Annotated in this window: 17 protein-coding genes and 1 pseudogene; 9 read left to right on the top strand and 9 right to left on the bottom strand. The window is 41.4% G+C overall.

Annotated elements, in window-relative coordinates; all coding sequences use genetic code 11:
- A pseudogene (locus FTU38_RS13625) lies at nucleotides 1-116 on the top strand (transposase); the annotation flags it as partial.
- A gap of 114 nt (nucleotides 117-230) precedes the next feature.
- Here the strand turns inward: FTU38_RS13625 and metH are convergent.
- Nucleotides 231-3920, bottom strand: coding sequence for a methionine synthase (gene metH / locus FTU38_RS13620; RefSeq protein ID WP_180111552.1), 3690 nt, complete (start codon nucleotides 3918-3920; stop codon nucleotides 231-233).
- Between the two features lie 478 nt (nucleotides 3921-4398).
- Between metH and FTU38_RS13615 the strand changes: the two genes are divergently transcribed.
- A complete protein-coding gene (locus FTU38_RS13615; RefSeq protein WP_180111550.1) occupies nucleotides 4399-6018 on the top strand; it encodes an inorganic phosphate transporter in 1620 nt (539 codons plus the stop codon).
- A gap of 165 nt (nucleotides 6019-6183) precedes the next feature.
- Here FTU38_RS13615 and FTU38_RS13610 read toward each other — a convergent pair whose 3' ends face one another.
- The 3 genes from FTU38_RS13610 to FTU38_RS13605 form a co-directional block, all read right to left on the bottom strand.
- Nucleotides 6184-7734, bottom strand: coding sequence for a hypothetical protein (locus tag FTU38_RS13610; protein WP_180111549.1), 1551 nt, complete (start codon nucleotides 7732-7734; stop codon nucleotides 6184-6186).
- Between the two features lie 219 nt (nucleotides 7735-7953).
- Nucleotides 7954-8091: a hypothetical protein gene (locus FTU38_RS17060; RefSeq protein ID WP_373684002.1), complete on the bottom strand. Its 138-nt coding sequence runs from the start codon at nucleotides 8089-8091 to the stop codon at nucleotides 7954-7956.
- 289 nt (nucleotides 8092-8380) lie between these two features.
- Nucleotides 8381-8998, bottom strand: coding sequence for a rhomboid family intramembrane serine protease (locus FTU38_RS13605; protein ID WP_111884441.1), 618 nt, complete (start codon nucleotides 8996-8998; stop codon nucleotides 8381-8383).
- Nucleotides 8999-9156: 158 nt separating this feature from the next.
- Between FTU38_RS13605 and nfuA the strand changes: the two genes are divergently transcribed.
- A complete protein-coding gene (nfuA, locus tag FTU38_RS13600; RefSeq protein WP_180111547.1) occupies nucleotides 9157-9795 on the top strand; it encodes a Fe-S biogenesis protein NfuA in 639 nt (212 codons plus the stop codon).
- A gap of 232 nt (nucleotides 9796-10027) precedes the next feature.
- Complete coding sequence (locus tag FTU38_RS13595) at nucleotides 10028-12223, top strand: TonB-dependent siderophore receptor (RefSeq protein WP_180111545.1); 2196 nt, start codon at nucleotides 10028-10030, stop codon at nucleotides 12221-12223.
- A gap of 37 nt (nucleotides 12224-12260) precedes the next feature.
- Here the strand turns inward: FTU38_RS13595 and FTU38_RS13590 are convergent, their stop codons facing one another.
- Together FTU38_RS13590 and FTU38_RS13585 are read right to left on the bottom strand one after the other, a co-directional pair.
- Nucleotides 12261-13268 carry a hypothetical protein gene (locus FTU38_RS13590; protein WP_180111544.1) on the bottom strand — a complete coding sequence of 336 codons (1008 nt, stop codon included), beginning with the start codon at nucleotides 13266-13268 and terminating at the stop codon, nucleotides 12261-12263.
- Between the two features lie 46 nt (nucleotides 13269-13314).
- Nucleotides 13315-14355 (bottom strand): alpha/beta fold hydrolase, encoded by a 1041-nt coding sequence (locus tag FTU38_RS13585; protein WP_373683073.1) that lies wholly within the window; start codon nucleotides 14353-14355, stop codon nucleotides 13315-13317.
- A gap of 334 nt (nucleotides 14356-14689) precedes the next feature.
- Between FTU38_RS13585 and FTU38_RS13580 the strand changes: the two genes are divergently transcribed.
- Nucleotides 14690-15304 (top strand): carbonic anhydrase, encoded by a 615-nt coding sequence (locus FTU38_RS13580; RefSeq protein ID WP_078189941.1) that lies wholly within the window; start codon nucleotides 14690-14692, stop codon nucleotides 15302-15304.
- A gap of 82 nt (nucleotides 15305-15386) precedes the next feature.
- On the opposite strand, the gene FTU38_RS13575 is transcribed toward FTU38_RS13580, so the two are convergent.
- A complete protein-coding gene (locus FTU38_RS13575; protein ID WP_180111541.1) occupies nucleotides 15387-16016 on the bottom strand; it encodes an arylesterase in 630 nt (209 codons plus the stop codon).
- A gap of 11 nt (nucleotides 16017-16027) precedes the next feature.
- Here FTU38_RS13575 and FTU38_RS13570 point away from each other — a divergent pair, with 11 nt between their 5' ends.
- Complete coding sequence (locus tag FTU38_RS13570; RefSeq protein ID WP_180005271.1) at nucleotides 16028-16759, top strand: ABC transporter ATP-binding protein; 732 nt, start codon at nucleotides 16028-16030, stop codon at nucleotides 16757-16759.
- A complete protein-coding gene (locus tag FTU38_RS13565; protein ID WP_180111539.1) occupies nucleotides 16756-19257 on the top strand; it encodes an ABC transporter permease in 2502 nt (833 codons plus the stop codon). The genes FTU38_RS13570 and FTU38_RS13565 overlap by 4 nt, the downstream gene beginning before the upstream one ends.
- A gap of 129 nt (nucleotides 19258-19386) precedes the next feature.
- On the opposite strand, the gene FTU38_RS13560 is transcribed toward FTU38_RS13565, so the two are convergent.
- Complete coding sequence (locus FTU38_RS13560; protein WP_180007451.1) at nucleotides 19387-20211, bottom strand: rhomboid family intramembrane serine protease; 825 nt, start codon at nucleotides 20209-20211, stop codon at nucleotides 19387-19389.
- 78 nt (nucleotides 20212-20289) lie between these two features.
- Between FTU38_RS13560 and mtgA the strand changes: the two genes are divergently transcribed.
- Nucleotides 20290-20967 carry a monofunctional biosynthetic peptidoglycan transglycosylase gene (gene mtgA, locus FTU38_RS13555; protein WP_078193019.1) on the top strand — a complete coding sequence of 226 codons (678 nt, stop codon included), beginning with the start codon at nucleotides 20290-20292 and terminating at the stop codon, nucleotides 20965-20967.
- 146 nt (nucleotides 20968-21113) lie between these two features.
- Nucleotides 21114-23195: a polyphosphate kinase 1 gene (gene ppk1, locus FTU38_RS13550; protein ID WP_180111537.1), complete on the top strand. Its 2082-nt coding sequence runs from the start codon at nucleotides 21114-21116 to the stop codon at nucleotides 23193-23195.
- Nucleotides 23196-23279: 84 nt separating this feature from the next.
- Here ppk1 and FTU38_RS13545 read toward each other — a convergent pair whose 3' ends face one another.
- Complete coding sequence (locus FTU38_RS13545; protein ID WP_180111535.1) at nucleotides 23280-23891, bottom strand: response regulator transcription factor; 612 nt, start codon at nucleotides 23889-23891, stop codon at nucleotides 23280-23282.
- Nucleotides 23892-24567: the final 676 nt, after the last annotated feature.

Here is a 24567-nt window from a genome sequence, read left to right as displayed (position 1 = left end):
GGAAGCAGATGAAATATTATTGGCGAGATTTTCAAGTCATGACAGCTGATAAAATAGAGCAATGGGTGGAGAAAGTATCAAACCAATTCGGAAAAGAATACATGTTTACTTTTTAATGACAACTTATGGGAATTCCTAGAAAGCAAATAGAAAGACTTAAAGATAAATATTTACGAATTCCAACTCAAATATAAAAAATCCCCTAATTAGAGGGGATTTTTTCAAACTAATTACTGAACTGAATCATCCAAATTTGGCGCTAACCAACGCTTCGCTTCATCCAAAGTCCAGCCTTTACGCTTTGCATAATCCTCAAGCTGATCGCCTGCGATTTTACCCACGTTAAAGTATTGGCTTTCAGGGTTTGCATAGTAGAAACCGCTGACAGATGAAGGCGGCCACATTGCAAAGCTAGAAGTCAATTGCGTACCAATTTTATCGGTAGAACCTAACCAATCAAACAATGGCGCTTTTTCAGAATGCTCAGGACAAGCAGGGTAGCCCGGTGCAGGACGGATGCCCACATACTTCTCTTTAATCAATTCTTCATTGCTTAAGGTTTCAGACGCTTGGTTACCCCAGAACTCTTTACGGATGCGCTCATGCAAATGCTCCGCAAACGCTTCCGCAAAACGGTCACCTAAAGATTGCGCAAGAATTGCAGAGTAGTCATCGCCTTTAGCTTTGTACTCATTTGCCATTTCTTCCGCACCAAAGATGGATACCGTGAAACCGCCCAAGTAGTCTTCTGCGACACCTTTAGGCGCAACAAAGTCCGCTAATGACAAGTTCGGTTTACCAGTAACTTTGTCAGACTGTTGACGAATGTGATGGAAGGTATGCGTAACCGATTGACCATCTTCGCTATACACTTCAACCGAATCCGCTGCAGAACGGTTAGCAGGGTAAATACCAAACACAGCACGAGCATCAAAACGTTTGTTGTCGATGATGTCTTTTAGCATGGTCTGTGCTTGTTCATACAAGTCAGTTGCTGCTTCACCTACAACTTCATCCGTTAAGATAGCAGGGAATTTACCTGCCAAACTCCAAGAAATGAAGAACGGTGTCCAGTCAAAGTACTCAACTAATGTTTCCAATGGATAATTGGTCAGCGTTTGCGTACCAATAAAGTTTGGCTTCACAGGCGCATTGGCAGCAAAGTCAATTTTTAAGCCATTTTCTACAGATTCAGCATATGTCAGCTTGGCAGCTTTTGGCTGTTTATTGGCAATACGCTCACGGACTTTTTCATATTCAGTACGGGTTTCTTCTACAAACTTTGGCTTCATTTCCTTAGAAAGTAAAGTTGTTGCTACACCCACCGCACGAGATGCATCGGCAACATAAATGACTGCATCGTTTGAATATTGTGGATTAATTTTCACTGCCGTATGCGCTTTAGAAGTGGTTGCACCGCCAATCATCAATGGAACATTAAAGCCTTTGCGCTGCATTTCTTTCGCAACAAAAACCATTTCATCCAAAGATGGAGTGATTAGGCCAGATAGACCAATAATGTCGACTTTTTCATCAATCGCAGTTTGCAGAATCTTCTCGCAAGGCACCATCACGCCAAGGTCGATGATGTCATAGCCGTTACAGCCCAGCACCACGCCCACGATATTTTTACCGATGTCATGTACGTCACCTTTCACGGTTGCCATCAGGACTTTACCCTTAGATTGGCCAGCTGTTTTTTCCGCTTCAATGAATGGGTTGAGCCAAGCTACGGCTTGCTTCATGACACGTGCAGATTTCACCACTTGCGGCAGGAACATTTTGCCTGAACCGAACAAATCACCTACCACGTTCATGCCGTCCATGAGTGGGCCTTCAATTACATCTAAAGGACGTTTAGCTTTCAGACGTGCTTCTTCAGTATCTTCATCAATGAATGTGGTGATGCCTTTAACCAAAGCGTGTTCAAGACGTTTTTCAACTGGAAGTTCACGCCATTCCAAGTTTTCAACTTGTTTTTGCGCAGCACCTTGACCACGGTATTTTTCAGCAACTTCAAGCAGCTTTTCTGTAGCTTCTTGATGGCTTTCACCTTGGTTTTGGTTCAAGATCACATCTTCAACCGCAGCTTTCAGTTCAGCATCAATATCATCATAAATCGCCATTTGACCTGCGTTGACGATACCCATAGTCATGCCTTGCTGAATGGCATGGTATAAGAACACTGAGTGAATCGCTTCACGTACAGGCTCGTTACCGCGGAATGAGAACGATACGTTAGACACACCGCCGGAAATCATCGCATGCGGTAAGTTCTGTTTGATCCAACCTGTCGCTTCAATAAAGTCCACAGCATAATTGTTATGTTCTTCGATACCAGTTGCGACCGCAAATACGTTAGGATCAAAAATGATGTCTTCAGCAGGGAAGCCTACTTCATTGACCAATACATCATAAGAACGCTTACAGATTTCTTTTTTACGTGCAGCAGTGTCGGCCTGACCATTTTCGTCAAAGGCCATAACAATTACGGCAGCGCCATACTGACGGCACAAACGCGCTTTTGCAACGAACTCGTCATAGCCTTCTTTTAAGGAAATCGAGTTAACAACCGCTTTACCTTGTACACATTTTAAGCCTGCTTCAATGATTTCCCATTTAGATGAGTCAATCATGATCGGCACACGTGAAATTTCAGGTTCAGAAGCGACAAGATTCAGGAAGTGCACCATTGCGCCTTCTGAATCCAGCATGCCTTCATCCATGTTGATATCGATAATCTGCGCGCCAGCTTCAACTTGCTGCTGTGCAACTTCTAAAGCTTCGGCAAAGTTTTCTTCACGGATTAAACGTAGGAATTTTTTAGAACCTGTCACGTTGGTACGTTCACCGACGTTTACAAACAGCGAATCTTCTGTAATGTTGAACGGCTCTAAACCGCTTAAACGGCAAGCGGGTTTGGTTTCTGGCACTTGGCGCGGCTTAATGTCTTTTACGGCATTGGCAATAGCACGGATGTGATCCGGCGTTGTACCGCAGCAGCCGCCAGTGATGTTAATTAAGCCACTTTCTGCAAATTCTTTAATAAAGGCAGCTGTTTCTTCAGGGGTTTCATCATAACCGCCGAAGGCATTTGGTAAGCCAGCGTTCGGATGCGCCGAAACAAAAGTATCAGCAACGTCAGCAATGGTTTTTACATGTGGACGCATGGCATCTGCACCGAGGGCACAGTTAAAGCCAATAGACAATAAGTCACCATGACGCACAGAGTTCCAGAACGCTTCAGCAGTTTGGCCAGTTAAAGTTCGGCCAGAGGCATCGGTAATCGTGCCTGAAATCATCAATGGCAATTCATAGCCAAGCTGATTAAACACTTCTTTTACTGCAAAAATGGCAGCTTTACAGTTCAAAGTATCGAATACAGTTTCAATGAGCAGAATATCGGCACCGCCTTCAATCAGGGCATGCGCAGCTTCAATATAGTTTTCTTTAAGCTCATCAAAAGTAATATTACGGAATGCAGGGTCATTTACATTTGGCGAGATTGAGCAAGTACGTGAAGTTGGCCCAAGCACACCAGCCACAAAACGTGGTTTTTCAGGTGTTGAGTATTTTTCACAAGCGGCTTTGGCAATACGCGCTGCTTCACGGTTGATCTCTGATACCAAATCTTCCATGTGGTAGTCAGACATTGAAACTTTAGTGCCGTTAAAGCTGTTGGTTTCAATAATGTCTGCGCCAGCATCGAGGTAGGCTTCATGAATGCCTTGGATAATTTGCGGCTGCGTCAACACCAATAGGTCATTATTGCCTTTGAGGTCAGATGCCCAATCTGCAAAACGCTCACCACGGTAGTCAGCTTCTTCGAGTTTATGACGCTGAATCATGGTGCCCATTGCACCGTCGATAATCAGAATCCGTTGAGCGAGCAGCTCTTTTAGGGTGGCAAGCGTGGACATAAATAACCCCAATCCGATGGAATATAAAATCGGCAAATATATTAACAGAATTCATTGCAGTTTTATTGATATTCAATCATCTTCACAGCGCGCAATTATTAGCTTGTTGAATTAATGAGCAATATTGCAACTTGATAATTTCATATTCCAATTTCATATAAATGTATGGAAAGCTTCATGAATTTGTCATATTGCTCAGGCAAGATTAAAAAACATCCAGCAGGGCTATGCAATATGACAAAAAACATGACAGATGAAATATAAGCTGAAACATTGGGTTTCAAAGAAAATAAAGTTTAAATACGCAGATTAAATAACTGATTTACTTTATGAAAGTAGAGTATAAAAGTCGGTTTTTAACACTTTAAAAAAACAAATAAAGCATGAAAAATTGCTTTATATGACACCGCTTTGTCATATAATTGTCATAATTAAATTGAACAATATGGGGATTTTAAAATCCTCTATTCCTGCCTGCATGAATTCTAAACAAACTCCCGTAGATTCAGCGCACACGTCGACTACTCAAAAGTCTACGAATGTTCATGTGCCTACACCGAAATTCTTTATGCCGGTATTTTTGACGGTGATTATTTCAACGTTGATTTATATTGGTTTTCAGGTGACTGCCGATTTAGCGCATGTTCCGCCTTTAAGTCTTTATTCAATGATTTTATTGGGCACAGCCTTATTCATCGCACTTGGCTTTGAATTTGTAAATGGCTTCCATGACACTGCGAATGCAGTAGCAACAGTGATTTATACCAATGCTTTGTCAGCACCGGTTGCGGTAATGTGGGCGGGTTTCTGTAACTTCCTAGGCGTAATGGTTGCCAGTGGTGCAGTCGCTTACGGCATTATTGCCTTATTACCTGTTGAATTGATTATGAATGTCGGTTCAGGTGCTGGCTTTGCCATGGTTTTCGCAATGCTGATCGCAGCGATTTTGTGGAATTTAGGGACTTGGTTCTTAGGCATCCCGGCGTCTAGTTCGCATACTTTGATTGGTTCTATTCTTGGCGTTGGCATCATGAACTACCTGTTAAATGCAGGCGGTGGTGCGAGCGGTGTAGATATGGAGCAGGTGCTTAAAGTCGGTAAGGCCTTATTATTCTCGCCACTGATTGGTTTTGCATTTGCAGCTCTCGTTTTCTTGTTGGTGAAGCGTATTTTCCGCAAACAGCTTGAACTGTTTCAGCCACCAGAAGGCAACAAGCCGCCACCACCACTGATTCGTGCAATCTTGATCTTTACCTGTACAGGTGTAAGTTTTGCGCACGGTTCAAATGATGGTCAAAAAGGTATGGGTCTGATCATGCTGATTTTGATCGGATGTGTGCCATTGGCTTATTCATTGAATAAGAACTTAGATAATCAACATATTCAATCTTTCCATCAGTTATCTGCTCAAACTGCGACTGCGATCTACGCAGAGCATAAGGATATTCCTGATGCACAAGCACGTGATGTACTCACCAAATACATTCAAACCAAAGAAGTCAGCCCAGAAGTTGTGCCAGCTTTGGCAAGTTTGACCGATCATTTAGGTGAGCGTGTTGCACAGTATGGCGACTTAAAAGATATTCCTGAACAAGAAGTATCTTCGATTCGTAATGACATGTACTTAAGTACTACTGCTTTTAAACGTCTAGATAAAGCTGACCAACTACCAGCAATGGCAGAAGCTGAACAAAAGACTGTGAAGGAATATCGTAGTCACTTAGACTCGTTCTTACAGTACATTCCAACATGGGTGAAAGTCGCTGTTGCATTGGCACTGGGTCTTGGAACCATGGTGGGTTGGAAACGTATTGTCGTGACTGTAGGTGAGCGTATTGGTAAAAACCACATGACCTATGGTCAGGGCATGTCTGCCGAGCTTGTTGCTATGTCAACGATTGCTGCTGCGGATGGTTTTGGTATGCCTGTATCGACCACACACGTATTGAACTCTGCGGTTGCAGGTACCATGGTCGCGAATAAATCGGGTCTGAACTTTGCAACAGTGAAGACCATTCTATCGGCTTGGGTCTTCACTTTACCTGCAACGATCTGTCTATCAGGCTGCTTGTACTGGTTATTCTTGAAAGTGTTCTAAGCAACTCAAATTCCAGATATAAAAAAACGCTGCTTCGGCAGCGTTTTCTTATGGCTGTATCTCAGACATCACCGATTTTAATGGGATGACTGAGAGCTGAATTAGAACAATCAAACTAGCGAGTTGAAGCTTTGCAAAGTTCAACACTTATTTGAACCAATGCAGTTACGCTTTTTTAAACAGTCCCAATACTTTTTTCACGGACAATTTCTCTTCAGCAAAACCATACAGCGCTGCAAAAGGTAAGGCAGTACGCGCCAAATAAGCCACACGCCATAAGCCACCATGGTTGGCACCATGCATCATGAGTTCTAATGGGTGGTCTAGCGCCGTTTCAGGGTTAGCAACCGATTGAGGGTTTCTCAAGTCGTGAATCCATAAAGCTGCCATGAGTGCATTGGTGGTTTCAGGTTGGAAGGATTCCACATCAAATAAACTCGCACCATTAAATGCGGCCTTTAATAATGGATTCTTCGTCACTGAGCGAGTTGTGGTGGATGGCGCAATATTGATACTAACCCGCTGACCATTTTGACGTGCCACAGTTGCACGCCATTGTTGAATACGTTTTGCAAGTGCGTAGTTAGGACCTTGTTCCACCACCAAACAGTCAGCGATACCATAGGATTTTCCATTGTCTGCTGTGGTGGTTTGCTCATTATTTTGCTTAAAGAAATGCTGACCTGTGACTTTCGCAATGCTTTGCGTCAAAAGCTTTTGTGCAGAAGCACGGTTTTGGAATTTGGCTTGCGCTGCCGTAACAATCTCTTCTGGCACCGCATAGACATCGGTCGGAGTACACATAAACATCAAGCTGGTGTCGGCTTTTTGCTGGCTGACATAGGCCATGATGCTGTCCATGGCCATTGCAACACGAACATGCTTTTCACCATCTAAATAGGCAATTGCAGCTAGATCTAGTTGATGTTCACTTTGTGCAAGCCATTGTGCAATTTCAGGAATGTGTGTCAGTAAATTGGCACCCAATTTGTGTTTTAGTTCTTGAATGGGTGTGTCTTCATGCACAGCGTCGAGACTTGGCGCATATAAAGTGGCATTACCGGCCTGAACCGTGCTTAAGATTCGATCCCAAACACGTTCATTATTCAGGTCAATTGCCACAATATTGGTTTTCCATTTTGCTAACCACGTCAGGGGGCCAGCTTCGGAGGCAGCACCAAAAAGCACCATAGTCCGATCTGACAAATCGAACCATTCTGGGTGTGCAATGGCTTCACGTAATGCGTCTGCATGACTGGCTTCAATGATGCCAGCATCTTGCCATTTTTGAATCTGAGCCAGTAAAGCCTCACCTTGCAGTTTTTGGCCATGATAGGGCACATACCACTCAGGCGCTGCGTCACTTTCACCTTTTAACTTCACGGTATGCAGCGGATGTGCAGTTAAAGCCACTGCATCTTTGAGCGTATGCTTTTCTTGATCACGATAAAACTCAAAGACGTGATGCGCTTTATTTAAACCTTGCTCAGCAATGTTGATCGCTGCTTCAGATGATTGAATCCCTTGTTCAACCAAGGCTTTAAAATATTCAGGATATTTTTTACGCCAGTTTTTTTCTTGTTTTGCACGTACAGAAGAGTGATGGTCAACTGCAGCTAAGGCTTCAGCGATAATTTCACGACCGGTTTTAGATGTACTCGGCTTTTGGTTTGAAGCCGAAATGGGAAATTGAAGACCTTCAGTTGAACTTGACATGCAAAATATCTCAGCTAATTTTGTCATTAATATACAGATGTATACATTATCTATGCCAAATTAAAAAATAGGGTGGCATAAAATGCCAGATTTATATGATTTGTCATGTGCTTTTGTGAACTTTCGTAGAATATACAGCTTCAAATTTTACTGACGGAATTGAAAAAGCCTTCGTTTTGAAGGCTGAAAAGAAGAGGGCATTAAATCAATAACGGCAAATCAACAACGACCTTTTTTAGCCTGTCCGGGCGGGCAAAAGTCGCCATGGCGATCTGGGTAATTGTAAGGATAGTGATTACGATCTGGGTCGACGACGATACTGCCTTCACGGGTGTGAACGGCACAAGCACTCAACACGCAGGTCTACAGCAAACTTGAGAACATCAGGACTATTTTCATTGGAATTTTCCCTTTTTTATTCTGTGTCATTTCAGTTTAAATCAGGGCATGGGTAGATAGCGTTTCAATCTGCTGTGAAATTGTATAGCTCGATATTCAAAGTGCGGTGTTGTAGATATGGGAAATTGGCTAAAGAAAAGATCAATGGTGATGAGGTTAAACTCGGCGCAATAAAAAAGCCTAAACTGAAACGGTTTAGGCTATCATTTTTACAGCTTAAATTAGGCTGATTTTTTAGACTTAACGTTTAGAAAGGAACGTTTAATAACTGACTTAAGAAATGTGGAATGAGTTTCGGTTCAAGAATAATCGTCATGATTACACCATACGCTGCGCCCCAAAGGTGTGCGCTGTGGTTAATGTTGCTGTTGCCACGTTTACCTGACCAGATACTATAAGCCACATAAAGCACGGCAAAAATAATCGCCGGAACAGGAATAAAGAATACAAAAATCAGTTTCCACGGTTCAAACAAGATATACGCAAAAAGTACCGCAGATACCGCCCCAGAAGCGCCTAAACTTGCCCAATGGGTATCATGCTTATGTTTTAAATAACTCGGAATAATCGCAGCGATCAAACCGCCCAAGTAAAACAGCACAAAGCCCATGTCGAAAAAATATTGGCGATAAAAACTTTCAATCACGCTACCAAAGAAAAATAAGGTAATCATGTTGAATAATAGGTGCGCACCATCTGCATGAATAAAGCCATGGCTAATAAATCGGTCATACTCGCCACGACTGAGGGCTGGCGGCCAAAATAACAAACGATTCATCACTTTCTGATTTGAAAATGCAATCAGTGAAATCACCACCGTAATCAGGATAATGGTCACGGTGTGGTTAAAGGGTAGACCCAACATATATGACTATTCTACTTGTTAAAATTTATGCTCAATAATGCCATTAAAACGGCTTAAAGCGTGAACTTTCAGAATAATTCCGACAATTTTAGTTGATTTTTTTCTAATGCCCCGCATCTTAAGTTAAAATAGCGACTTCAGCTTGAGGAAATATTGTAATGTCGACTGAGAACAACAGCACAGCAGTTGCTGAAGAAATTCCAAACCTATTGATCACTCCAAATGCCCAAGAGTATTTGAAAGATCTTTTGGATAAACAAAATACACCGGGCATTGGTGTACGTGTTTTTGTGGAAAATCCGGGTACGCCACGTGCTGAATGTTGTATGGCTTACAGTGCACCAGAAGAAGTTGTGCCTACAGACTATAAACAAGACTATCCAGATTTCCCTGCATTTATTGACACACCGTCTATTCCATATCTTTTGGATGCGGTGATTGACTATAACAAAGACCGTTTTGGTGGTCAGTTAACTTTCCGTGCACCAAACTCAAAAGTGCCACGTGTGGGTCCAGATGCCTCTGTAGAAGAGCGAATCACTTATGTTCTACAGTCAGAAATTAATCCTGGCCTTGCCGGTCATGGTGGTAACTGTGCATTGGTAGAAGTGGTTGAAGATGTAGAGCATGGTTTAACTGCAGTGCTTAAATTCGGTGGTGGTTGCCAAGGTTGTTCTTCAATCGATTTAACCTTGAAACAAGGTGTTGAAACAACATTGAAGCAGCATGTACCTGAATTAATGCGCGTTGTTGACCAAACGGATCACAGTAATACTGAAGGTGCTTATTTCAAATAAGTTCAGTATTGTTATAAAAAAGCCGCAATGATGCGGCTTTTTTATTGTCTAAATCAAATAAAACGAAGATTTTTAAATGGTTTCTGAGGTTTTTACAGTGAGATGATAAGCGATATCACAAATATAAATGAGAATGATTATTAAAATTAGTTGCAATATTGTTCGTGGTAGTTACAATGTGCAACACAATATTCAAGATTTCTCCATAAATACGTTCATTTGGAAGCACTCAATGACCAAACAACTATTCAAATCAACGCTTACACTTTCAATACTCTGTGCATTGGTAAGTTTGTCGCATGCAGAAGATGTGCAAACTGAAGCAACAGACGAATCCGTAACGAAGATGGAAACCATTGTTGTTACTGCAGCAGAACAGGTTAAACAATCATTAGGTGCTTCAAAAATTACGGCAGAAGATTTAGAAAAAATGCCGGTTGTGAATGATATTTCAGAGCATGTGCGCCGTATGCCGGGTGTGAATTTGACTGGTAACAGTGCCACCGGGCAACGTGGTAATAACCGTCAGATTGATATCCGTGGTATGGGGCCTGAAAACACGTTGATCTTAATTGATGGCAAGCCTGTAAATTCGAGAAACTCAGTACGTTATGGCTGGCGCGGTGAGCGTGATACACGTGGTGATTCGAACTGGGTACCTGCAGATGCCATTGAATCGATTGAAGTGCTGCGTGGTCCAGCAGCAGCGCGTTATGGTTCAGGTGCGATGGGTGGTGTGGTCAATATTAAAACCAAGAAAGTGACCAATGAAGTGCATGGCTCTGTGGAAGTTTTTACCAATCAGCCTGAAGACGCTAAAGAGGGTGCAAGTCACCGTGAAAGCTTTAACTTAAGCGGGCCAATTCTCAAAGATGTCCTTTCATATCGTTTATACGGTAGTTATAACAAAACCGATTCAGATGCTGCGGATATTAATGCATTAATGGACAATGGCGCGCGTATGGCGGGTCGAGAAGGCGTTGAAAATAAAGATATCGCAGGGCGCTTGGCTTGGCAGTTGAACGATCAACAAGTCTTGATGTTTGACGCAAGTGTTGGCCGCCAAGGTAACCGTTTTGCAGGTGACAGTCAAAACAGTGTATTTGATCCAGCCGATCCAAACAAAGCGCCTATTCTATCGGCTTTAATTGGTGAAGAAACCAATACCATTTATCGTGATAGTTTTGCATTAACCCATGAAGGTACGTGGGGTTGGGGCGATAGTAAACTCATTGCGCAATATGACAAAACCAAAAATAAACGCCTACCTGAAGGAACAGGCGGTAGTACTGAGGGACAGATTAATAATCTTGAAAATAAACAAACGTCATATCTAGAAACCATTCGCTTTAATGCAGAAGCCAATCTGCCGTTCCAATGGTATGTCCCACAAGTATTAACTTTAGGCGCTGAATGGGTTGAAGATGACTTTACCGATACGGTTAATACACAAGCTGGCACAGGCGGTTTTGGTGATGTATTGACCTCAGGTGACCGTTCACACATGGATTCACGGATTGCGTCGGCCTATATTGAAAACAATATGAACTTGGGCGAAAGCACCGATGTCGTTTTGGCACTACGCTATGATAATCATAGCAAATCAGGCGATAGCTGGAGTCCAAGTCTCAATATTACGCAAAAGCTTGGCGACTATTGGACATTAAAAGGTGGTGTGGCTAAGGCGTATAAAGCACCCAATATGTACCAAAATGCGGAAGGTTATCTGTTAAGTACTCGCGGTAATGGCTGTCCGATTGGGCTGAGCCAATGTCTATTACAAGGTAATGGCGATCTCAAACCTGAAACTTCAGTGAATAAAGAGTTAGGTGTGCAGTTCGAAAAAGACATCGTGAATGCAAGCTTTGCATGGTTCCGTAATGATTATAAAAATAAGATCGTTGCGGGGGATACACGTCTGGAAGAACTAGAAGTAAATGGTACAACGTATAATGTACTGCGTTGGATGAATACGCCGGAAGCTTTGGTGGAAGGTGTTGAAGGAAGTATTTCTTTAGATTGGGGTGATATCACGTGGACCAATAACGTTACTTATATGATCAACTCTGAAGATAAACGTACTGGCAATCCGCTTTCAGTGATTCCGAATTACACACTGAACTCTATTTTGAACTACAACATCACGGATCGATTAGACAGTAACTTTGTCTATACCCAATATGGTCGTCAAAAGCCACGTCAATATGCAGAAACCAGTCTTGAAAGCAAAGATGGCTTGGCGATGGATAGCGTGAAAAGTTATGGCATTGCAGGCATTAACTTTGGTTATAAATTTAATGCGGATTTGAGTGCTCGTATCGGTGTGAATAACCTATTTGATGAGCAAAAACTGCGTGATAAAACGGTCAATCAAACATATAACGAGCCGGGTCGTGCTTACTATGCAAGTTTGAAATACCAGTTCTAAGTAGTTCCAAAAGAAAAGCCGCTTAACGCGGCTTTTTTTATGCATGGATATTTAAAATTTTCAGTGCTTCACTTGAGTAGTAAAACTGTTCTAAATACAGACGGGAACGCTCACGTATATAACCTGACTCAATCATTTGTTGAACGATAGGATTGAGTAAATTTTGGAGTTCATGCTGAATCAGTGCTTCATCAATATTTAAATCACGCAGCAATAAATCAAAAGGGCGTTCTGCATTGCGCACGTACCAAGCGTATACGCCATCATGCACTTGCTGTTTCATATACTCAGACTGTCGCATAAAGTCCCAAATTTCATGACCCATAGCGACGGTTTGCGGCAAGTCCTGAACTTCAACATAGTTCTTTAATACCGAAACTGGTAGCGCTTTAATTTTATGCCACAAATTGGCCTGAAAATGGTACAGCTTATGATCATCAAAGTGCTGATTTAACACGGTTTCACTCATTTGACTGAGCTTTAAAATATTCTTTTGCAAGTATTTGCTGACTGCATTATCTAAATTGGTATCTGTGACATTTTCCAGTACCGATTTCCCCATTTTCATGAACCGTGAAACACCGGGGACCGATTTTGCAATCACCGAATTATCTAAATAATCTTGTATCGCATGTTGAATCAACTGACTGATCATGGCTGAAAATGCAGGATTGTTGACCATGGTATGAATTAAACGCTGACGATGTCCCTGTTTACTCGCCACATACTGTGCAATTTTATCGATGGTCAACACTGGAATGATTTCGGCAATCGTAGTGCTGTCATTTGCAGGGTGAATCAGTGCAAATTTGATATGTTCAGCAATTTGCTCAATTAGGAATTGACTTGCAGGGGTATTTAAAATTTGTTTCTGCAACAAGGCATTGATTTGATCAAAACTCCAAATCTGCTGCAAAGATTGTTTACGAAACCATTGATAAAAATGGGTGAATTCAGTGGCTACGGTATCATTGTGTGAAAAGCTCTGATCTAAAAAGTTCAGTTGAGCGTCAATCAACTGCTCAATCATCGGGTTTTTCTGCATACTTTCCCTGAAGTCCCAGTGATGGGTATCTAAAAATGGCGAATGCTCAGTTTAACTGAATCAGTTTATCTACCAAAGGGTTTTTAAACTTTTGACTTTTCGCAAGGAAAGGCAAGTAATGGTCTGCAACTTGTTGTTCGGCTTCTAAGATTGGCATATGACCGACGTTATTTAAAATCACTGGGGTTTCTGCACGTTTCAGTAACGATTTGAGTTCACCAGCCACTTCAACATTAAAGATTTTATCTTGTTTGCCCCAAAGGATCAGGGTTGGTGCTTCCACCGTTCGTGTTAATCGAGCAAAAGTTTCAGGGGTGTAGATTCGATTGAGCGTGACGACTTGATCGATCATTTTACTAGTGAAGGGCGCACGCGCAATTAAGATATTTTCCTGCGCTTCTTTGAGCTGTGTTGGAACATTGGGCGGATTTTGCATGAGTTTATGCATAACATCATCTAAATCCCCCGGTTTTGAAACGATTAAATTCTTAAGTTTATACGGGTCGCGGGTGTAACTGGTATTGGCCTGTTTATAAATGCCCGCGCTGTTGAGTAAAAATAGGCTTTGGGTATCAAAGGGATATTGAGAGGCATATACCGTGGCAATGGAACCACCCAATGAGTGACCTGCGACATTCAGTTTATCTTCAATATCTATTTTAAGGACAAACTGGCGTAGTTGTTCCGTGACATTCGGCACTGAGACATCAAAATCGACCGGCACATGCGTATCGCCATTGGCCGGTAGGTCGGGGATAATCACGTGATAGTTCGGTGTTAAATAATGCGCAACACGATTCCAATTATCACGTGTGCCACCTAAACCATGAATCAGCAAGATGGTAGGTTTAGAGCGTTGACCGCCTTCGCTATAACTCCAATTCACATTCCCGACTTGAACACTGTGTGTGACTAAACCAGCCGCTTTACGCTCTTGGCTCAAATAGTTTTGCACGATAGAGGGTACAGCCAGGTTTTTGCTGATGGGAGACGGATTTGCAGCCAAAGTGTTGTTGGCAGTAAACGTCATACAGCAAATTGTTGCTAGCTTGAAAAAGCCAAAAATGCGTGAATGATGTCCTTTCATTGACGTTTACCCCAGTTAAATCGAATCGATATATTTTTTAGATCATTTATATGACTATTATCAGAATGGGCTGAAATAGCGAAAGCGTATATTTATGAAATATATTGTAAATTAAAAATGACCTTTGTCATCTACTGCTTTTTTGACGTGGTTAAACTTGCGTTTTAATAATGTGAACCATTACAGAAAAAATAATTTTTTTTGATGAATGTGGAGTAGCATTTTCTATCAAGATGCATCGTCGTAGAAAAAATTCACAGCAATTGTTTTTGCAAGTGACAATCGATTCGACTGGGATTAAAATATTGCAACTTCGGATAAGGGTAATTAGAACATGCTAGCAGCAGCAGAAGCTTTAGATCGTTTAAAGAAAGGGAATCAACGTTTTGTAAACGGTGAAACGAATCACCCGAAGCTTTTGACGCATCAACAACGTGCTGAAATGGCCGAAAGCCAAGAACCTTTTGCGATTATTTTAGGGTGTTCAGACTCACGTGTTCCTGCTGAAATGGTCTTTGACCAAGGCTTAGGCGATTTATTCGTGATTCGTGTTGCAGGTAATATTGTGGCACCGTCTCAAGTCGGTAGCGTGGAATTTGCAGCAGAAAGCTTTGGATGTCCTGTGGTCATTGTATTGGGTCATACACACTGTGGCGCGATTCATTCTACGATTGAAGCTTTAACTAATCCTGCGACACCACCATCAGCAAACTTGATGTCGATTGTGAACCGCGTTCGTCCATCTGTAGAAATACTCATGCAAACTGAATTGAAAGATGACCTTGAAAAACTTTCAATGCATGCAGTACGTTCAAACGTTTTTGCATCAGTGAATCAACTTCGTCATGGTTCAGCAGTCCTCGAAAACTTAATTGCGCAAGGCAAATTAAAAGTGGTGGGCGCTGAGTATTCACTCGAAACAGGTGAAGTAAGCTTCTACGATTTCTAAGCAAATTACAGTAAAGACAAGATATTAAAAAAGGCGCTCAAATGAAGCGCTTTTTTTATGAACCGATTTTCACCAACTAAATTTATAAGTTTGCTTTGATCAATGGATAAGCATTGTTCAGCAAAATCGATTGCGCTTTGGCATTCGGGTGAATCTGATCTTGCTGCATTAAGTTTTTATGTCCCGCAACCCCTTGCATAAAGAAAGGCAATAATTTGACTTTGTACTGTTGGCTCAACACTTGATAGTTATTTTCAAAAGCTTGGCTATATGCCTTGCCATAATTCGGTGGAATTTTCATTCCAAATAAAATGACTTTCGATTTGGCCTGTTGGCTTTTTTGAATCAGTTGCGCTAAATTTTTTTGAATTTGTGCAGGGGGCTGTCCGCGTAAACCATCATTACCACCTAACTCAATCACCACAAGGTCTGGACGATGAGTTTGCAACAGTTTAGGCAGTCGTGCCAAAGCACCACTGGTGGTTTCACCGCTGACACTTGCATTGACCACTTTATGTTGTTTCGGATACTGTTGGTCTAGACGTTTTTGTAATAAGTGGACCCAACCTTGCTGCACTGAAACACCATAACCTGCACTTAAGCTATCGCCCAAAATCATAATGGTTTTGGCAGAGAGCAGCATCGGGCAGAACATCAGTGCAATAGCCAGCAAGTAACTCAATAGACGATTATTTTGAATGCGATTTTGCATATAGGGAAGATATGACCCAACTCACGACAGATGTTGACATCATGCCACAGGCGATTATTTCTGCACAGCAATTGACACAAAAGATACAACTTCCACAAAAACAGTTATCGATCTTCGAACAACTCGATCTTGAAATCTTTGCAGGGGAACAAGTTGCGATTACTGGTCGTTCTGGTTCAGGTAAATCCACCTTGTTGGGTATTTTGGCGACCTTAGATCAGGCCAGTTCGGGACAATTACGGGTCTGTGGTCAAGACATTCATCTATTAAATGAAGAACAGCGTGCTCAAGTCCGTTTGGCTCATATTGGATTTGTCTTTCAGTCTTTCCAGTTGTTGCCACATTTAACGGCACTGGAAAATGTCATGCTGCCGCTACGGCTAAAAGCAAATTTTCAGGTCAAAGCCGCCGAAGAAAAAGCATTAAAACTGTTAGCAAAGGTCGGACTAGAACGCCAAGCGCATCAAGCTCCCAAAGTTTTATCCGGTGGTGAGCAGCAACGGGTTGCGATTGCCCGTGCTTTGGTGAGTGAACCCGATCTGATCTTTGCAGATGAACCTACAGGTAATTTAGACAGTGCAACGGCACAGGAAATTGAACAATTGTTATTTCAGTTAAATCGTGAAATGGGAACCACATTGGTATTGGTGACACATGATGCCGATTTGGCCCGTCAATGTCAGCGCCATTTTGAATTGGTCAATGGTCAATTGATTGAGCATCGAACAGGAGATGCTGCATGAATCTTTTGGCACTGTTTCGACCACTCTTACAGCTGAGTTTTAAAACCACGGGTGTGTATTTATTATTGATCACACTAACCTTGGCGATCAGTGCCACCACGGCTTTAAAGTTTAGTAATGTACAAATTCAAAATGCTGTAGCGCTACAAGCTGCTGAAATGTTGGCAGCAGATTTGGTGCTGACAGGCAATGAACCAATTCCACAAGAGTGGCGACAACAAGCCAAAGCACAGCAATTAAAACAATCGAATGTCACGCTATTTAGCAGCATGGCGCACACTGATCAGCAATTTGTCATGGTTAATGTCAAAGCCGTTGATGCTGCATTTCCATTACGAGGTGAACTCGAAACAGAACCGAAACTAAACCGTTCTATACAAGCAGGTGAGGTCTGGTTAAGTCCGCGTGCTATGGATTTGTTGGGCGTTAAGGTTGGAGATCAGATCAATATTGCTGATGCTGCTTTTCAAGTCAGTGCCAAAATCATTCATGACACCAATCAAGAGCTTGGCTTCAGTGGTTTTTCACCGACGGTTATGATTGCGCAGTCTGAGGTGGCGAGAACCAATGCCATCCAAGTAGGAAGCCGGATTGAATATCGCCTGTTAATGGCTGGAGATGCACAAAATACACAGCGATTTGAAAAACTGTATAAGCAGAAATTTGGTGATCAAAGCGAAGACCGTGCTGCCAACCCAAATAATACGCAGGTTCAAGATGCAGCTCAAAGCAGTTTAAAACTGAGAAATGCCAGTGAAGGCAATACCCGCTTGATGAAGCCGATTGCCAACCTAGAAACGTTTTTACAACTGGCCAATATTTTAACTATTTTACTTTGTGGCATCGCCATCGCATTAACCAGCCAGCGCTATGTACAACAAAATCAAGATGCCATTGCACTGATGCGCTGTATTGGATCGACCAAACAGCAAATATTAAGTGCTTATCTGGCTTTACTGTTGGTTGTACTCGGGCTTTCAATCCTGTTTGGAAGTTTGATTGGTTTGGGATTGGGCTATGGCTTATTGCAACTGATGCTACAGCTGATTCCAAATTTACAATTAGAGTTTTCAGCCCTGTCTATGCTGCTTGGCCCGCTTCCAATTGCAATATTCACCAGTACGATTGTGTTATTAGGATTTGTTCTTCCAAGTCTTTGGCAATTATTAGGGACACCGCCGGCACGAGTGATACGACAACAAGAGCGTTCTGTACGTTCCATGCTTTGGATGCTCAGTTTCGGCACACTCAGTTTGGTGGTGTTTTGTGTGGTTTTAACTGAAAATTTACAACTCACCATGTGGCTGATTTGCGCAATCATCTTCCTGTGTATCGGCTTATATATGATGGTCTGGCTCAGTTTAAAGGCCTTGAAAAGTTGGGGGACGAAAATCTCAGCGTATATACGCACACCGTATCAAACGGCATTTCAAATTACCGCATTAGCATTGGGGCTAAGCCTGATCACAGTTTTAGCGGTATTGCGTACAGATTTACTGGAACGTTGGCAACAACAATTGCCACTAGGGACACCTAACCAATTTGTCTATGGATTACCGCCATTTGAGTTGCAGGATTTTAATCAGCAACTCAAGCTGCATGGTTGGCAAGGGACGCCGATGTACCCGAATATTCGTGGGCGTTTAGTTGCCAAAAATGATCTCCCTTTTTCTGATGCCTTAATTAAAAGCAATAATTCATTACGCCGTGAATTGAATCTTACGCAGGCTGCAACTTTTCCGAAAGATAATCAAATTATCGCGGGCAGTCAGCACTTTCAACAGGTCAATGAAGTATCGGTAGAAGTGAAAACCGCACAAGAGCTGGGTATTCAAATTGGAGATCGACTGAGTTTTAGCCTACCTGAAGGGATTTTACAAGCCAAGGTAATTAACCTTCGCAGTGTGGAGTGGGAAAGCTTTAGTCCAAACTTCTTCTTTATTTTTTCTCCCAAAACCATGGATGAAAATGCCGGCAGCTATTTGGGGAGTTTCTATGTTCCACCGCAAGATAAAAATCAGTTGATTGGTCTGATTCAACAGTTTTCGAATACCGTGTTTATTGATGTCAGTCTGATTTTGGATGAGATCAAACGCATCGTCAGCGTATTGGTTCAGATTATTACCATCTTGGCGCTGTTGGTCAGTATTTCAGGCATTTTGGTCTTGGTTGCATGTTTGAACTTATTTATGGATGAACGCAAAAAAGAAGTGGCATTACTGCGTTCCTTCGGCAGTTCCAAGCAAAAACTAAAGTCGATGCTCAGTTTGGAAGTAGGGCTAATGGGACTAATTTCAGGTGTTGTGGCATGTATTTTTGCCGAAGTGATCAGTGCGATTGTCAGTTATAAAATGGAACTGACCATCCAGCTACATGCAGAGATTTGGTTGATCCTCCCACTGGTAATGACCTTAGTCTGTACATTGATCGGACGTTATCGCTTAAGTTATCTTTGCGACATCCCACCCTTAGAAAGCTTACGTGAACTAAATGGTTAAGAGGGGAGATGGTTAACAGCCGAGCAAGTTAAGAGTGGAGCAGGAACCCAGTGCGCAGTCCAGGTTTAGACATGATTTGACGTGTTTGCAACATGTCTGTGTTGATAGCCACAGGGTTCATTCCACTGTTTAACGTGCTGCGAGAGATTGCTTCATCAGTAGGATAAAGTGTTCCCAAAGCGGTAAAATCGGTTGGATTAATTGTTGGCAATGTAGATAAAACAGATAGCATCCGACAGCTGCGGCTATTAGACCGATCATTTGAATGAGCAGGGATTGATGTAATTTTTGTCCCACATACCAAATGAAAGCCAATGCAGCGCCCATCAACATGCCGCCAATATGCGCGGCATTATTAATTCCACTAATCATAAAGCCCATCGCGAGGTTAATGCCCATCACCATCAATAAGGTTTTTTTATCCAGATAAAATTGTTGTTTAGGTAACATCGGAAGCAGCGAAATAATCGTCAACGCTGCACCCAGTCCCATCACTGCACCCGATGCGCCTGCACCAATACTCGGAAAAAGCTGCTGATTGGCTGCACCTTCGGCCAATAATGCATAGCTGTCTTGAATGGTTAAATAACCACTCAATAAACTTCCCATCAGTCCGGCTAAAACATACAGGCCGAGGAAGTAGAAACGACCTAACATTTGCTCGGCAACACTGCCAAAAATATACAAAGCCCACATATTCAACATCAGGTGAATCAGGCCAAAATGAAAAAACATACTGCTGAATAAGCGGATGGGTTCCTCTAAAAAGGTTAAAGGTGCATAATCAGCACCCCAACGCAAAGCATCCAGTGTGTCGGGTTGGCTTACGTTCATTCCATGCAACACTTGCCAGCCAAAGAGTCCAACATTGATGGTAATTAAGAGTGCCGTGATCCACCACAGTTGGATTTGCAGCTTACGGGTTGATACAGCAGGAGGGCTGAGTTCAGACATGCTATTCTTGTACTGTGTCAAAATATTTAAAAATAAGCTTAACATGAAAAAACAGAATTTCTGGAGTAACACACTGACATGAAAGCCTTTATTGTTCGTACATTGTTAATTCTTGTCAGTCTTGTGCTTTTGGTGCAGCTTTGGATCTTTGGAAGTTTGGTGTGGTGGCGTACACATCCTGTGGAATCCACGATGATGATGCGTTTAGATTATTGGTCTGAGCCATCCAAACCGATTAAACACGAATGGCGTGATTACGACCAAATCAGTGATTATGTCAAACATGCTGTTGTTGCCGCGGAAGATGGCAAGTTTTTACAACACAAAGGTTTTGATTGGGAAGGCATGCAAAATGCCTTAGAACGCAATAAAGATAAAGGCAAAGTAGTCGCAGGTGGATCGACCATTTCTCAGCAATTGGCAAAAAACTTATTTTTATATAACAAGCGTTCATTTATCCGAAAAGGACAGGAAGCCGTTGCAACATGGATGATGGAACGCATGTGGACGAAGCAGCGCATTTTAGAGGTATATCTCAACTCGGTTGAGTTTGGGGACAACATTTACGGCGTCGAAGCTGCAACACAGCACTATTTTGGTAAAAGTTCACGGAGTTTGAGTCGAGAACAAGCAGCGTTTATTGCGGCTATTTTACCTAATCCAAAATATTATGATGAAAATCGACAAGATCGTAAGCTAAATTATCGTAAGCGCATGATCCAAAAATATATGCGTTATAGCCATATCCCAGATTAAAAACGATCTAAACACCCGTCAAATGGCATGGTAGCGATTTGAATTACAACAAAAAGCTCATCTTTATGGGCTTTTTTTATGAAATTGTCATAAATTTGAAGCATACTAAACTGAGTACAGCACACATTTTTTTATATGGGTTTGAGATGAATACCGCAGCTGAAGTCGCGCAAGTACCTACTGAATATACTTATAATGATCGTTATATTAATCGAGAGTTATCGATTCTCGACTTTCATCTGCGTGTGCTCGAACAAGCGGTTGATCCGATACATCCATTACTTGAACGCATGAATTTCTTGCTGATCTTTTCACGTAACTTAGACGAATTTTTTGAAATTCGTGTTGCAGGAATGATGGAACAGCTAGACTTAGGTAATGAAAGCCGCAGTCCAGATGGCTTAACACCAAAACAAGTATTAGATGAAATTTCTGCGACAGCGCATGCGGCAATTGAGCGCCAGTATCGTATTTTAAATCAAGAAATTTTACCCAAACTGCGTGAAGAAGACATTTGCTTCTTACGTCGTGGTGAATTAACCCCTGCACAGTCGGCATGGGTAAAAAAGTATTTCCAAGAACAAGTTGCTCCGGTCTTAACGCCAATTAGCTTAGATCCTGCACATCCATTCCCTCGCTTGGTGAATAAGTCGCTGAATTTTATTGTGACTTTAGAAGGGAAGGATGCGTTTGGTCGTCAGATTGACTTAGCCGTTGTACCTGCACCGCGTTCGCTGCCACGTGTCGTTCGACTCCCTGATGAATTAACCGGTGGAAAAGAACATCACGTGATGCTATCGGCAATTATTCATGAACATGTCTCTGACTTGTTCCCCGGTATGACGGCGACGGGTTGCTACCAATTCCGCGTGACGCGTAATGCCGATTTGGCTTTGAATGAAGATGTTGAAGACTTGGCCAAAGCTCTGAAAGGTGAGTTGAATTCACGTCGTTTTGGTCGCGCCGTTCGCTTGGAAGTGACAGAAAATTGTCCGCAGCATATTTATGAATATTTGCTTGATGAGTTCGATTTAGAAGAAGAGCAACTCTATAAAGTAGATGGACCAGTTAACCTTGCACGTTTACTGTCAAACTTTAAACGTCCACATCTACGTTATGACGCGCATATTCCTGTTATACCGAAAGTACTCAAAAAATCTGAAAACATTTTTAGTGCGATGCAAAAGCAAGATATTTTGCTGCACCATCCCTTTGAATCATTCGCACCGGTAATTAATTTACTGCGTGAAGCTGCACGTGATCCACAAGTTTTGGCCATTAAACAAACGCTTTATCGAAGTGGCGCAGATTCGGAGATTGTGCAAGTTTTAGCGGAAGCAGCACGTAATGGCAAAGAAGTCACCGCTGTGATTGAGCTTCGAGCACGATTTGATGAAGAATCAAACATTGCTGTAGCCAATGTATTACAAGAAGCGGGCGCAGTGGTGGTTTATGGCATCGTGGGCTATAAGACCCATGCCAAAATGATTTTGGTGGTACGCCGTGAAAATAATAAATTGGTGCGTTATGTGCATTTAGGTACGGGGAACTATCACGCGGGCAATGCGCGTATCTATACCGATTATGGCCTGTTAACCACCGATAAAGAACTCTGCGAGGATGTACATCGCATTTTCCAAGAGCTGACCGGTATGGGCAAAATGGCGAAGTTGAAAAAATTGCTGCATGCGCCATTTACCTTACATGCTCAACTGATCAATTATATTGATAATGAAATTGCTAATGCTAAAGCAGGTAAGCCTGCGCAAATCATTGTCAAGGTCAATGCATTAACTGAAGTTCAGTTGATCAATAAACTGTATGAAGCGTCACAAGCGGGTGTACAGATTGATTTAATTATTCGTTCTATTTGTTGTTTGCGTCCGGGATTACCGGGGCTGTCTGAAAATATTCGCGTACGTTCTATTGTTGGCCGTTTCTTAGAACATACCCGAGTTTATTATTTCAGTAATAATGGCGATGCACGGATTTACTGTTCAAGTGCAGACTGGATGGATCGTAATTTATTTAATCGCGTGGAAGCCTGTTTCCCAATTGAAGATCCAGCGTTGAAAAAGCGTATTTATCAATTAGGTTTAGTAAATTATCTAAAAGATAATCAGCAAGCTTGGTTACTCCAAAGCGATGGGCGTTGGATTCGTACGCATGTTCAAGAGGGTGAGGAAGCACATAATTCACAGCATGTGCTTATAGAAGCATTTAAATAAATGCGTTAGCAAAGTAAGAGGGAGCAATGCTCCCTTTATTTTTTTAATTTATAAGTTTTTTTGAATCATTTATCTGAACTGAATTTAGCTGTAGCTACTAATTTTTCGGTAGATATTTTTAACAAAACCATCAATTTGATAAGTTGAAAGTTTTAACTCACGGACCATCTGCTCTTGAGTCGCGCTATGGCTGACCATATCTAAAATTTGGTATTCAGCTGGATTCAGACTGAGCTGTTTAGGTGCTGCATTTTGCGGACTAAAAGTTTCACTCAATAAAAATTTAGCAAAACTTGGATGCAATGCAGCGCCACCTCTTAAAATTGTTTTCAGTTGGTTGTAGGTGTCTTCCAACGGTTGTTGAATCAACATATAGGCGGTTGCACCTAACTGAATGGCATGCAAGGTTAAATCTGTAGATTGTTCATTGACTAAAATGATGAGATTACTCGAAGGATAAATCTTTTTGATTTTATGGATGAAAGAGATATCAGACTGCTGAGTGATCACAAAAAAAATTAAATTGGGTAATTGATTGAAAATTTGTTGTTCTGCATCTGCTAAGTTTTCTGTAAATGTGATGAGATCTTCAGGATAACCGAGGTTTCCTAAGATGTTAAACAGCACTGTTTTTGAAGTCATTGCTTGATGATCAATGATCAAAACGGGCACTGGTAATAAAAATTCACTCATCATACATTTCGCTCATTTATTATTTTTAATCAAATTGCATTTCCATAATGTGCATGAAAGTGAATTAGAAAAATATACCTAGAAGTAGTGATTTATATATCAAAGTATAATTAAGTTATTGTGATATAATGGAATTTAATTAATGTATGGTTTTCTGTGTTTTTCATTATGTTGAATGCAAAGATTTATAGGTTTTTCGTTTTTATTTTTAGAGTATTGGTTAAATAATCATTAGATTTAGATTCGAATTGAAAATAATAAATGAAATGGGCTTTGTTGCATAAATATGTAAGCATTTGATTTAAATAAATTTAATTTTGGATCAAAAAATAATCAAAACCTTTAAAATCATATAGTTATGAAATCTTTGTGCAACAAAGCCAATGAAATGTGAAAGCAGTATTTTGACAACTAATAAATTGAACTGTTTCTCATGTGAGTTAATATTCACCTATTGCTTATTTATTTTAAACATGAATATTAGTGAATATTTAAAATAATGTGATTTATTTCCCAATTATGTTTATTTTATAGCACAAAAATACAACTATAAAAAAAGCCCTTTGAAAATGAATCAGACATACTTTATCTAAAATACCTGAAACTAGTGATTTTAACGAAAGTTATATTTTACTAATATGTATTTATCTTCTTACTTATCTGGCTAGTGTGAAGATAT

The organism is Acinetobacter sp. YH12098, assembly GCF_013419235.1.
GTDB classification, from domain to species: domain Bacteria; phylum Pseudomonadota; class Gammaproteobacteria; order Pseudomonadales; family Moraxellaceae; genus Acinetobacter; species Acinetobacter amyesii.
Note: the sequence above shows the minus strand (reverse complement) of the source record. Positions and strands in the feature narration are given on the sequence as shown.